General features: G+C 35.4%; 10 protein-coding genes. 6 read left to right on the top strand and 4 right to left on the bottom strand.

The features are described from left to right. Positions 1 to 2: 2 nt before the first annotated feature. The 4 genes from JI747_RS12120 to JI747_RS12105 all read right to left on the bottom strand — a co-directional run bounded on the left by JI747_RS12120 (position 3) and on the right by JI747_RS12105 (position 6,147). Entirely contained in the window at positions 3 to 608 is a 606-nt protein-coding gene (locus tag JI747_RS12120; protein ID WP_225689013.1) for a hypothetical protein, read from the bottom strand. Positions 609 to 1,134: 526 nt separating this feature from the next. Beyond that, positions 1,135 to 3,873 (bottom strand): hypothetical protein, encoded by a 2,739-nt coding sequence (locus JI747_RS12115; protein ID WP_225689012.1) that lies wholly within the window; start codon positions 3,871 to 3,873, stop codon positions 1,135 to 1,137. Position 3,874: 1 nt separating this feature from the next. Further along, a complete protein-coding gene (locus JI747_RS12110; RefSeq protein WP_225689011.1) occupies positions 3,875 to 5,293 on the bottom strand; it encodes a phage tail protein in 1,419 nt (472 codons plus the stop codon). A 2-nt stretch (positions 5,294 to 5,295) separates the two neighbouring features. Beyond that, on the bottom strand, positions 5,296 to 6,147 hold the full coding sequence (locus JI747_RS12105; RefSeq protein WP_225689010.1) for a zinc ribbon domain-containing protein: 852 nt from the start codon (positions 6,145 to 6,147) through the stop codon (positions 5,296 to 5,298). A gap of 787 nt (positions 6,148 to 6,934) precedes the next feature. On the opposite strand from JI747_RS12105, the gene JI747_RS12100 reads away from it, so the two are divergent. From JI747_RS12100 to JI747_RS12075, 6 genes are all read left to right on the top strand, one after another. Next, the gene (locus JI747_RS12100) at positions 6,935 to 7,411 is read left to right on the top strand and encodes a Dps family protein (protein ID WP_225689009.1); all 477 of its coding nucleotides are present in this window, start codon (positions 6,935 to 6,937) and stop codon (positions 7,409 to 7,411) included. A gap of 53 nt (positions 7,412 to 7,464) precedes the next feature. Then, positions 7,465 to 8,160: a LytR/AlgR family response regulator transcription factor gene (locus JI747_RS12095; protein ID WP_225689008.1), complete on the top strand. Its 696-nt coding sequence runs from the start codon at positions 7,465 to 7,467 to the stop codon at positions 8,158 to 8,160. Positions 8,161 to 8,208: 48 nt separating this feature from the next. Next, the gene (locus JI747_RS12090) at positions 8,209 to 10,431 is read left to right on the top strand and encodes a response regulator (RefSeq protein ID WP_225689007.1); all 2,223 of its coding nucleotides are present in this window, start codon (positions 8,209 to 8,211) and stop codon (positions 10,429 to 10,431) included. A 36-nt stretch (positions 10,432 to 10,467) separates the two neighbouring features. Further along, positions 10,468 to 11,016, top strand: coding sequence for an antibiotic biosynthesis monooxygenase (locus JI747_RS12085; RefSeq protein WP_225689005.1), 549 nt, complete (start codon positions 10,468 to 10,470; stop codon positions 11,014 to 11,016). A gap of 432 nt (positions 11,017 to 11,448) precedes the next feature. After that, positions 11,449 to 12,006 carry a hypothetical protein gene (locus JI747_RS12080; protein ID WP_225689003.1) on the top strand — a complete coding sequence of 186 codons (558 nt, stop codon included), beginning with the start codon at positions 11,449 to 11,451 and terminating at the stop codon, positions 12,004 to 12,006. A 73-nt stretch (positions 12,007 to 12,079) separates the two neighbouring features. Then, the gene (locus JI747_RS12075) at positions 12,080 to 12,772 is read left to right on the top strand and encodes a YoaK family protein (protein WP_225689001.1); all 693 of its coding nucleotides are present in this window, start codon (positions 12,080 to 12,082) and stop codon (positions 12,770 to 12,772) included. Positions 12,773 to 12,828: the final 56 nt, after the last annotated feature.

Here is a 12,828-nt window from a genome sequence, read left to right as displayed (position 1 = left end):
ATTTACTTGCTAGATTCTTCTAACTGTTTAAAGATATCATCAGTTGATCCCAACGTCATCATTTTCTTCACCACATTACGATCTGTGTTCCAGATAGAAAAACTTATTGAGTTAATAGACATTGTACTAAATTCTGAAAAGAATTCCTTACTGTCAATGCTTATTGATAATGCATATTCCCATTTTGCATTTTTATCATTTGTTACAGGCTTTCCATTCTCATCACACTCTGATATTTTAGCTGGTTTTGCTTCATCAGTTTCTGTGTTTATATAGTATGCTTTTTTATATAAATAGGCAGTCTTTAGATAAAAATGAATATTATCGATGCTAAATTTACCATCCGAGCTATTTTCTTTTAACTGATCTGTAATTTTATCTGTAGCCTCCTTAGAATCTGTACCAAAAATATTATTAAAATCTTTTTTTAATTCAGTAAATGTCACATAATCATCTGATGATGGAAGTTTAGTCGGAATAAGTAAATATTCTTTAATCGTAACCTTTTTTTTCGGTGTAGCTTCGATCTCCTTTTCTGTACTTTGGATAACTACAGCTAAATCTCTTTTTAAAAAAGTTAAGGACATCCCTAATTGAAATTGACTCATGATATAATTTTATTTAAAATTCCCTACTCATCTGGCTTTTCGGTATACGCCCCGTTTGTAATGGTTTCTAGTCTCCGTGGTTATTGTTTTTTTTATATGAAATAATAAATTTAATTCTATTATTTATAATTTTTAAATATAATAGAAATAAAGCAAAAATAATTAGTTCAATAACCAAATTTACAGAAAATTAATGCAGTTTATTTCCGTATAAATACGGGATTTTCTTTTAAAAACTAAAATACTGACTATTCAATTCTAAAAAGTGGGGATTCGCAATTATCCGAACAAGAAAAACAATTTATTCAGGTCTTTAAATCAGCAATGCATTAATTTTAATAATGTCGCTTATTTTTGAAGTTTTTGATAATTCTTTCATATATTATTATTTAAACAAAAAATGCAAAACCCACAATAAGAAAACTTTTGTCTCTTATTGTGGGTTTTGTGTTATATTAAATGAGCTCGATAAATTTTTATTTTACCGGGATATATCTTTAATTGGCTACTCTATTGAATATTTTTTTTACCAAACAAAATCACACTGTTGCTGCCTTTCAGCAATTACTCTTAATGATTCTGTCACATATAATCTCAGGAAGCAATGTGATTCAATTTTATATATGGTTTTGCCATATATCTGAACTTCCATACTATTGCCTTTTTGATCAAAATTATAGATAACAATCTCTTGTTTAGGGTAAAGTTTATTAAAATTAACTCCCATTTCAACCTGTTCCCCAATAATATGGATAAGCCTGTTTCTATCGTCTACCTGAAGAATACTATAAGGATCTATTTGATATTCATTGGGATTCAATCTAATTGTATAATCAGATTCATCATTAATAATTTCATCTCTTAGTTCAGCAATCTCTCCATTAGGAATAAATATTGTATCCGGTCTTTCTTTTTCTGATTTAAAATTCCGGCTGGCCTTTACAGATCCCTCTACTGTTAACTTATCATATTTATTAGCTTCTCTTCCCATTCCGAAAAAGCCAGTTTTACAATAAAAATTTAATCCATCAACCCCACCATACTCTGAACCATAAAAATAGTATCCATCTTTTTTTGCTGCAAGAAACCTTTTCAACTGACGATCTAAAATCCCTGATTCACCTCCAAAATCATCATCCGAAATTACTAAACCTGATCCTGTATTGGTCGTAAATTCTTCATTTAACTTTATTCCGGATTGAGAGCCAAAATTAGCTAACACCCAAGATTGGGTAGCTAAGAATACATAACCATCAGTAGCATGATATATATAGGGTGCTGCTGTAGATAAACCTGACGAAAAACCTACCGCAGTTGCATTCTCATAAGACTTTACATAACCCGCCAAATCGGAAGATTCAAGAAGCCTCTTCCAAACAGCCTGGCTCCCTCCATACCAGGTTTTATAATAGAGGCCTTGTCCTTTAGAAGTGGGCGCAAATAAAGTAAAACCTAAATTTTTTGATTTCTTAGAATATCCATTAAAACTTGCAAAAGTTCCTTCAAGTGTTCTATTAGCCAGATCACCATCAAAATTAGAGCCCGAGTTTCCTGTTGAAATACTCTGTAATCCATTGGGAACTAATTCAGACTGATTAGAGATCCCGCCTTTATTGATATGATAATAATTATCTAAATCTGTCTGTGTTGCCGGATTCAAATTAGCGGTAGTCCAAAACTCATTGAAAGTTCCCCAATTAGGAGCATCATAGTCTTGCTGCACAAATCCAATTTTGCCAAATTGTTTTGACGCTACGATTGCATTTGATTTCTTAACATCGGAACCATTATAAGAAGACATCCATAAAACGTCTGACCATCCCATATTTGAAATGCCCATATTGCCACCCCCTTCCAGCATTTGGAGTTTTAATTTTCCTGCTCCGAAATAGGATGAATTAGGTTTCTCCATCCCACCTCCTATATAGTCTGCTCCTAACCATTGATTATTACCATAAGCTCTATGATTTCCCCAGCTATAAGCTGCCGCCCATGCTCCCGAATCCCCATCTAATGAGGTATAAATCCTTCCTGATTGAGAGAAATACTGTTTATAAGATGAAGCGTCACCAAAATGAAATCCGATCCCTTCTCCTACAAATTGATTCATTCCCCCACCTTGGTAATATGACATCCCCCAAGCATCAGCATTGGCAAAAGACCATATTCTATTTCTTTGATCTGATTTAAAATACCTGTTTTGAAATCCTTCATCAGATTGAATAAATCCTTTTGCATGAATACCGTTAGTAGGTATATAATTCTTATCATAATACTGGTCAGAGGCTAATAACCCACCTGATAATATTCTCTGAGCATTACTTCCTGAAGTAAACGCTCCAATATCTTTATCAGATTCTAGTGCCCAATAAGCTCCTCCGACATCTTTTTTTTCCCAAAACGTATTTCCGGAAACAAGTTCTTCTTTAGTAAGTAAATGTTTTAGATTAATCTGGACTCTTTTAGTTCCACCAGGATCTACACTGTCTGAAATTGAAGTAGCTCTGTTTTTTCCTTGGTTTAGCCCTCCGTACCCAACGGTGACTTTCACATCAAATCCTTGCCAATATCCTAATCTTGGAAACCAGAAAGCCAGTTTTCCTCCGGAATTTAAAGCAATAATATAATTAAAATAAAATAGCGTAGAATATCCTCCTTCAGAAATTATAGTATTATTGTAAATATAACCTTGAAGCTTAAAATCCAATGGCAAATAATTTCCATTACTATACATATTTCCTTTCATTTCCAGAAGGAACTGGTCTCCGGAAGTCACAGAATAGTCTACATCTGTTTCAATTAAAGTACCATTTGAAAAATCTCTTGATGAATGCAGATAAGAATCTTCTTTTTTTCTGGAATCGTAGTCTCCTCCACCTCCCGTAAGAAACATTTCATTACTTGACCCGTCTTTATAGTATCCTGCGGACCTCACGTAATCAAAAGAATTACCATTGATATTCATGAAGTAATAACCATTTGACCTATATTGTAATGTAGCGGCATAAAGACCAGGCTGATGAAATGATATTGAGGGAAATATAGTATCTGATGCTCCTCCACCTCTGGTTTCTATTCCTACTAAATTATAAGAATTACCCGTTGCTCCTGAAAAAGATTTTCTTCCGAATATACTTTGTTCTGAATACTTATCAATATATTCTGTACCATCTAAAGAACCATCTGCTTTTAAAAAGTGGGCGGCTGTACCACCCACCACTTTATAACCTTTAGAGGTGTTATAAAATGCATATTTTATATCCATATTAAATATCTTTACGGGTTACTGTTACTGATACAGTATTAGGTAAAGCAGAATCAAATTCAATTTCTATTTTATTAGGATCGGTTAATTTTATCCTGCCATCAATTTTGTAAAACGTTACTGTATCATACATCGCAACATCCACATTTCTAGTTCCTAAATTGTGGGCTAAACTTGCAGGCCCGGAAATAGCAGTAGTATATGATTTTGTAGTATTGCTTCCAGAAATTACTCTACCTTTAGCATCCACTGTAACTTCATCATAAGTTCCTGCAGCGACTCCTGTTGCAGCCAACGTTAATGCTGAAGAAACATTTACAGATCCGTCAAAAGTTGTTGTCCAGGTAGCGTCACCTGTAGCAGCAATTGTTCTTGGTGTTGTCAGTTTTGCAGCCGATCCTGTTGTATTGATTGATGCGGTTCCTGTAAGTATTGTCGCCGGAACTGCAGTAATAGGGATGGTCACATTTCCTGAACCGTCAATTGACTGTGCTGTTGCCGTAACTCCGGAAAGCGTAATTGTTCTTGCTGTAAGCCATTTTGTAGCAGTAAGAACATTTTTCGCTGCATCTGCTGTATTATCAACATTACTTAAACCGACATGAGTTTTGTTTAAAACTACAACTCCTGTTAATCCATTTACAGAATCTACAGCACCTGAAGTGATATACACGAACGTTGTCCCCGTCCATCTATAAGTTTTGTTAGTATCGAGAGATACATAAATTTTACCTGTCTCTCCGGTAATAAGATTGGTATATGCCGCTTCTTTATAAAACTTTCCGTCAGCAGTTTTGTAATATCCCTCCAATACATCATCCACATAAGACGGTAATTGAGATGCCGGAACCTGCCCTGCCGCATCCAGTGTAGCCACCCCATTCACTGAACCTTTTTGCGATAACGGGATATAATTGGCCAAATCAGATGCAGTAGGCATAGAACCTAAAGAGACCGTAATGCCATTAGCAGTCTGACTAACTCCTGTCACTACATTACCTGTACCTGAAGTAGTAACCGGTAAAGAGAATGAAGTGCCCGTTAATGTCAAACCATTCCCTGCGCTGTAAGTTGTATCCGTAGAAGCTAATGTGATGGTATTCCCGGTTTGACTGATTGCCATATTAGAACCTGCTGCAAGGGTAACATCTCCAGATACTAAAGATCCTGATGCTCCACCTTTTAGACGGGTAATAGTGTCTGGTGTTGTAAACGATCTGTTTGCTGACAAATCATAAGCTGTACCGTTAATGGTTAAAGTTCGTGTTTTTGGCACATAATCTAAAGGGTTTAAATTTCCATCATGCCAAAAAGAATTGATTGATCTTGTGCTTCCTCCAGCGGTTAAAATATCATTGTCTGTTTTCCCTTCGATTTTGTATCCTACAGAACTTCGATAATAAGCGTATTTAATGTCCATAATTATATTTTTTTAATGGTTAACTGAATTATATTGGGTGGTACAGAATCAAACAGCACTTCAATAGTATTGCTGTCTATTCTTCTCACCTTAAGGGGTACTGTAAACATTGTAACTGTGTCGTAGGCATCAATCACAAAACTTAAAGTATCAAGATTATGTTGTATTCTGGAGTCCCCCCTGATTCTCTCTTCATACTTGTTTTTTTCGGGACTGGCTGCATCTTCGATACTTTTAATTTTATTATATACTACATCATTGAACTGATTTTGATGAGTGGCTGCTCCCCAGTTTGAATAACTTCCAGTAAGATTGATTTTATCATCTGATATGTTACTGGCAAGTGCTTCTTTAAGCAAATCTATCTGTTCCTTGTTTTCTTTGATATAGTCTACGATTTCCTGAAGCTCATCCAAGGATAGATCATTCGATAATAATATCTTTTTAATATTCCCTAGCTCCAGTATTAGGTCTTTATCAGCATTTTTCAATGCATCTACAAAACTATCCACCTGTATTTTTGTGTACGCATTCCCCAACTGACCAGAGCCGTCAACCGTAGCAACATTGCTAATTCCTAATTTACTTTTCCAGCTGTTAACATCGGTTGCTGCCAGATTACTGGCATTAAGCAGGGCCAAATATTCAGAATGAGCCTTTGGATCCTCTAAATGCTCTTTAAATGCTTCTGCACTGGCAAATAATTTAAAAAGTTCTTCAAATCCTTCAATACCTTCAATAGGGATTGGGCATTCCTTATGATAAAAAGAGGAAAATGTTTCTTTAAACTGTGCTTCTGTTGGAAAATCTCCAGCTTCAAACCAGCTGAAAATAGTATGTAATGGTGTACTCATTGATTATTGAAAATTAGTTTTGATAAAAATTGATAATTTGAGAGGGTATTATTGATAAGCCGATCACCTCAAGTGGAATTCTATTTTTTGAGCAATTCTTTAATCACCCTCTCTTATTATCTTATTAGTCAGCGAATTAATCACAGAGCCATCACAGAAAAACAATGAATTTTGTCAATATTGGAATGTATTGAACAATCACCTCTTCAAATTTTATTTTGAGTGTAAGAAAAAACTTGTTTATCCTTAGTTATTTTCTCCTGTTGATATTTTTTATACGACTTTCTGTTGACGCTCTTGATATAATATTTTTTGAATTCAATTACTATTCACTTTACCTTAGAACTCAAATTTCATCATTCTCCACCTCTTATAAAAGTTTTTTGACCTCTCTATTCTGTAGTTGCAATAACCTTTATTTTTCTGAAATGGAATGATAATTTTTTGTAATTCCAGTGTTCAAAATTCTTTTTTTTTTTATTCCTGTGAAAGTTTTTTGCCCCTTCCATTCTGTAGTTGCAGTAGACTTACCAATCATCTATAAAAGTATTTGAAGATCATTTCGCCTTGACAACACACATGAACCAATCTTCCTTAGCGATAAATAGCACTATTTTTTATACAAACAGATTCGAATGATATAGATATAAAAAACACTTCTCAGCTTATCCCTCATTTCAACGACTCATTTTGCCTATTCACCGAAAATATTCTTAGAAAAAGAGAATTGAAGCGGAACTTTACGTCAGAAACAGAGCAATACCGCTCTCACTTAAATCCTATTATTATGAAAACAAAAATCGGAATCACAGAAGCCAACACAGATGCTGTTGCTGCAGAATTGGCAAAATTATTAGCTGATGAAACTCTACTTTACATTAAAACCAGAAATGCACACTGGAATGTAACCGGAGATAACTTCCACGCCAATCATATCTTCTTCGAAGAACAATACAAACAGCTAGACGAAATCATCGACAGCGTTGCAGAACGTATGAGAAAAATCGGACATTACGCTCCGGCAACCATGAAAATCTACTTAGAATTAACACATCTTACAGAGTACAGTGACAGAACAAACGATGGGTTGGGATATATGAAAGATTTGTTGAGTGACCACGAAAGCATCATCGAATTTTTAAGGGGAAATATCACTCCATTTGCAGAAGAATATAAAGATTATGGTACCAGTGATTTTATTACAGGATTGATGGAAACTCATGAAGAAATGGCCTGGATGATCCGTTCATACTTTAGAAAATAAGGAAATAAGAAAAGGAATAATTATATTTGTGTACATCATAAATAAATAACCCTATGAAAGCTCTTATCGTAGACGATAATGACATTGCAAGAACAACTTTAGCACACTTAGCGAAGCAGGTTCCAAATCTTACGATTGTGAGCGAATTTTCCAATGCGATTGAAGCCTATACCTATTTGCAGTCCAATCCTGTAGATTTGATTTTTCTGGATATTGAAATGCCGGAAATGACAGGAATAGAGCTTACGAAAAACCTTACAGGAAAAGATACGATCATTATTTTCACAACATCAAATAAAGAATATGCTTTAGAAGCTTTCGAATTGAATATTGCAGATTATCTTCTGAAACCTGTGATGCCTGCGAGATTTTTACAGGCCGTAAGCAAAGCACAGTCGGTTTTTGAAAGCCGGAAAGAAAATGTGGAGATCACAAAAGATGAGTTTCTTTTTGTAAGAGATTCTAATATCACAAGGAGATTAAAGCTGGATGATATTTTTTATGCCGAAGCAATGGGCGATTATGTAAAGTTCTACACAAAAGAAAAAATGTTTGCCATTCACGGAACGATGAAAGCGGCTGAAGAGCGGCTACCAAAAGAAAGTTTTATCCGGGTTCACCGGTCTTATATCATCTCTGTCGGCAAAATTGATACCTTACAGGATGGCGGAATTAAAATAAACGGAAAATTTATCCCGGTAGCAGATGCGTACCGAAAAGCCCTTAATAAAAGGATGAATGTCTTTTAAACATTCGTTATAGAGGTTTCTTCTGCTCATTAATTTTAAATGTAACTTATGAAAAAAATACTCTCAGTAATGGGCAACAAACGGTTTAGTTACTTTATCGTTATCAGTTTCATTGCGGGTTCATTACTCTTAATAGCAGTTCAGATCAATTCTGCCAGAAATACCAAAGAGCTTATTCAAAACAACAACAAGCTTTTGAATGAATTACGCTCCAGCAATCATTTACGTGAAATAGACCGCGACATTTTAGGCGTTGAAAGCAGAATCAGAGCCTCCATTGCTACGAATGACACCACCCATCTGGAAGGTATCGATCAAAAAATCAATCAAATAGAAAACTTTTTAGATTCCCTTTCCAAAGACAATGCCGATTCAAAAGAAGAGAGACTCATTCACAGATTAAGTGTTCTTGCAATGGACAAGAAAAGAACGAAGGATAAACTTCTCCACCGTTACCTTACTCTGGGCAATATGAATGACAATACTTCTATTGCCAATCCGCGTGCAAGAAATATTTCGAATGAGATCACTTCCATTACCGCAAAAATCTATGAAAGTAGAAAGTTGCATATGGTTGATCTCAGTAAGAAAAACGAAGAAATGGGACAGAAAGCAAGACTTTACGATATTTCTTTATTAATTCTTTTAATATTAAGCGGCTCCATTGTCGGTTATCATATCCTCCGTCAGTTCAAACGCCAGAGAATATTGATCCAGGAACTGAACATTGCAGAGAAAAAAGCCTCTATTGCCGCACAGACAAAAGAAAATTTTCTGGCCAATATGAGCCATGAAATCCGAACTCCTTTAAGCGGAATTTTAGGATTTACCAATCTTTTGCTTAAAAGACCTTTGGACGAAACGTCAACAGAATTCGTATCATCCATTCAGAGATCCGGAGAGAATTTAATGACCATCATTAATGATATTTTAGATTTATCAAAAATTGAAGCGGGAATGATGAGAATCACTCCTGGAATATTCAGCATCAACGGATTAATCAATTCTGTAGAGACTTTATTTCTGGAAAGGGTAAAAGAAAAAAGCCTTAAAATTTCCAGTACAGTAGACACTACAATTCCGGATACTCTTATAGGTGATGCAACAAGACTGACCCAAATTTTGGTAAACCTCATCGGAAATGCCATCAAATTTACCCATAAAGGAGAAGTTATCATCGAAGTTTACAATAGAAATCAGACAGAAAAACAAGTTGTTCTTGGCGTTAAAATTTCTGATACAGGAATTGGCATCGACAAAGAAAAACTGGGCGAAATCTTTGAAAGATTCAATCAGGCTGAAGATTCCATTACCCGAAACTATGGAGGAACCGGACTGGGATTATCTATTGTAAAAAAGCTTATCGAGCTGCAAAACGGAACTATTGAGGTGATCAGCGAGCTCGGAAAAGGAACAACGTTTCATTTTTATATTCCTTATACCATTGCTGAAGAGCAGCTTCATGAGGTACATCCGGTTGATCCTCAATTATTCAAGGACAAGTCCAATGTTCCATTGAAGGTTCTTGTAGTAGATGATAATGCGATCAATCAAAGCCTGATGAAGCATCTATTAAGCCAATGGAATATCGATTTCGATACCGCCTCAAACGGTCTGGAAGCGGTTGAATATCTGAAAAAAAATGATTCCGATCTGGTTCTGATGGATCTTCAGATGCCTCAAATGGACGGCTATCAGGCAACCCAGCAAATAAGAGAGGTTTTAAAATCAGAGATTCCTATTATTGCAATGACCGCTCATGCAATGGCAGGAGAAAGAGAAAAGTGCATCAGCAGAGGAATGAATGAATACATTTCAAAACCTGTCAATGAACATGAATTGTTTAACCTGATCTCTAAATTCGGTTTGAAACAATCTCCCGTCACCCCTTCATATCAACACAATGACAAGCCTGCTTTTCAATATATTGACTTATCCTATATGCAGTCTATAAGTGCCGGAAATAAGGATTTTGAGCAAACCGTCACACAACAGTTTATTGATAACCTTCCACCGCATTTGGATGAATTGTCAATAGCTTATCAAAATGAGAATTTTGCAGGAGTAAAACTCAGAGCGCATGATATGAAATCCAGCGTTGCCATCATGGGATTATTACCGTTATTGGAACAAAAACTGGAACTTTTAGAAAATACTGTTGATCAGAATTTAATGTCAGAAAAAGAGTTGGAAGAAGTAAAAAACATCATTTTACCTTCTATTTCAGAAGCGGAGAAATTCTTACAGCAATTACAGAATCCCCAGCTTTAAGCCTAGAAATTTAATCTTCATTTAAAACCTTATCTTATGGAAAATCAAGGCGCATCGGTAGTAATTTCACACCATATTCTGGATGGAAAACAGCAGGAATACGAAAAATGGCTGCATGAGATCGTTCCGTTAACCAAACATTCAAAAGGTTTTATCGATTGGCAGATCATAAGACCCATTCCTGATCTGACGTATGTCTATACGATCATTATAAGATTTGACACGATTGAAAATCTGAGAAACTGGATGGAATCTGACCACAGAAAAAAACTGATCGAAAAAGCCAATCCTCTGTTCAGAAAAAATGACAATTACAAAATAAAATCCGGCCTCGATTTCCTTTTTGAAAACGAAAATGAAACAAAAGTTCCCGTTCGCTGGAAACAGTTTCTAGTTACCTGGTCAGCAATTTATCCTTTATCATTATTGATTCCTTTATTGCTTTTACCCTTTTTAAGATTATTAAAAATCCCTGCCAATCATTATTCTGACGGACTTTTCATTTCCGGCTGTATTGTTTTTATGATGGTATTCGCAGTCATGCCTAATTATACCAGGCTGATCAGAAAATGGCTTTTTAAATAAATTATTTTACTGAATTATTAAATCATTTCGTCACTTCAATTAAAGTTCTGAAAGAATTTGTAGCGGGAAGTTTTCAAATTACAAAATCACTAGGAGGAGGAATTCTCGATACAATTTTTTTCCACTTTGTTTCAAAAAAATCACTCGAACTGACGAAACTTAAAAGTATACTCAATCACTGCAACACGCAGTGATTTTTTTATTTATAACATCATTTTTGTCATTCCGTAGGAATCTCAGCCAAGCATTTAAAATAATAACCTGGATGTAATAAGAGCCCAATATTATAGTGCTCTCATTCTTTCTTTTTATTCAAGAAATATCCACCCCTATTCAACGATTCATTCTGCCTGTTCATCGAAGTTCAATTGATTTTGAAGTCTGTTGATTGTAGCTTTACATCATCAAATAAACAATTAAAACCCAATTATTATGGAAATTTTACAAACTCCGGAAAACGCATTGTCTCATTCAAGTGTAACTGCAATCATCAATGCACCTATCGAAAAAGTTAACATCGCAGACTGGTTACTCAACCTTCCAGATGCAGAATATCAGAGATGCTCAACTCAGCATATCGGAGCCGCCATTTCTACCACTTATGATGGCGAACCGGTTTCTTTAAACGTTGAAACCATCGGAGACGCATTAATGGTTCAGCATTATGTTGCTACAGTCTATAGACCTGATTATTGCCGTATGCTTTCCATTTCAGACTCTATTACCAAAAACGGAAGAACAAAAGTTCAGGTTTTATGGGAACTGAAAGCAACCAAAATTGATGATAATACCACCCTGTACACTAATGAAATTCACGCTACAGCCACTCCTGAAATGTTCGAATATTTGAAAGAACATAACGTAAATCTTGCCGATGCTGCAGCCTCAAGACAAGCCGCTTCAGATGCTCACAATCACGAAGAAACCCCCAACTTTGCAAAAAGCATCGAAAACAAAGCATTGACAGGCCAATACAATCAGCCTTTTTAATATGAGCTAAAAAGAATGATGAGCGTGCTTAGGTACGCTCATTTTATTTATATCCATTTATAAATCATCAACTATGAAAAGAGATGCCGTTTTTTATTCATCCCTCATCATGGCCTTCAGTGCAGGTTTTGCCGATACAAGTACCTTCACTGTGGCAGATGGTTTGTTTTCTGCCCATATTACAGGAAATTTTGTTGTTTTTGCCTATAAATTATCTCATCATCACACCTTGAGTGATTTTACCAACCTGATAAGTTTTCCTGTTTTTATTTTGGCAGTGATTTTAACCCGAAAAGTTGACCGCATCTATAAAAGTGAACGAAAAATTTTTGCTTCCATAGGCTTTTTCCTGATTATAGCCGGCTGTATTGCTTTTATTTTAAAACAGAATCACATTCAAACAGGATTCATCTATCATTTCATGCTGATGCTGATCGTGTTTGCAATGGGAATTCAAAATACGGCCAACCGTTTATACACCAACTCAACATTCGGTTCAACCACGGTAATGACCGGAAATGTAACCAAAGCACTCTTAGATTTCTTTTCCTACATTTCTACGCAACATACTCCGGAAAAACTGATTGAATTACAAAAATCTTTGGTTCTCCTGACCGGATTTTTACTGGGCTGTATATTGGGAGCCTGGCTCTCTTCAGTCTTTGGTTTGGTTTCTATGTTGATTCCTGCAGTATTGATACTGGCTTATTATATCCCGCTTTCGAAATATTCATTATTTCTAAAGCTGATTTCCCATAAAAACTGAATATTTTTTTAACAGCCGTTCTGTACCCCAACAATTCTGTATTTTATTCCCCACAC

It is taken from the genome of Chryseobacterium tagetis (assembly GCF_016735585.2).
In the GTDB taxonomy this organism is placed as follows: Bacteria; Bacteroidota; Bacteroidia; order Flavobacteriales; family Weeksellaceae; genus Chryseobacterium; species Chryseobacterium tagetis.
This window is presented reverse-complemented; position numbering and strand designations above follow the sequence as displayed.

Bases quoted from the DNA above. Each gene is read 5' to 3' on its own strand.
- JI747_RS12115 (WP_225689012.1), bottom strand. From the start codon at position 3,873: ATGGATATAAAATATGCATTTTATAACACCTCTAAAGGTTATAAAGTG.
- JI747_RS12095 (WP_225689008.1), top strand. From the start codon at position 7,465: ATGAAAGCTCTTATCGTAGACGATAATGACATTGCAAGAACAACTTTA.
- JI747_RS12110 (WP_225689011.1), bottom strand. From the start codon at position 5,293: ATGGACATTAAATACGCTTATTATCGAAGTTCTGTAGGATACAAAATC.
- JI747_RS12105 (WP_225689010.1), bottom strand. From the start codon at position 6,147: ATGAGTACACCATTACATACTATTTTCAGCTGGTTTGAAGCTGGAGAT.
- JI747_RS12075 (WP_225689001.1), top strand. From the start codon at position 12,080: ATGAAAAGAGATGCCGTTTTTTATTCATCCCTCATCATGGCCTTCAGT.
- JI747_RS12090 (WP_225689007.1), top strand. From the start codon at position 8,209: ATGAAAAAAATACTCTCAGTAATGGGCAACAAACGGTTTAGTTACTTT.
- JI747_RS12120 (WP_225689013.1), bottom strand. From the start codon at position 608: ATGAGTCAATTTCAATTAGGGATGTCCTTAACTTTTTTAAAAAGAGAT.
- JI747_RS12085 (WP_225689005.1), top strand. From the start codon at position 10,468: ATGGAAAATCAAGGCGCATCGGTAGTAATTTCACACCATATTCTGGAT.
- JI747_RS12100 (WP_225689009.1), top strand. From the start codon at position 6,935: ATGAAAACAAAAATCGGAATCACAGAAGCCAACACAGATGCTGTTGCT.
- JI747_RS12080 (WP_225689003.1), top strand. From the start codon at position 11,449: ATGGAAATTTTACAAACTCCGGAAAACGCATTGTCTCATTCAAGTGTA.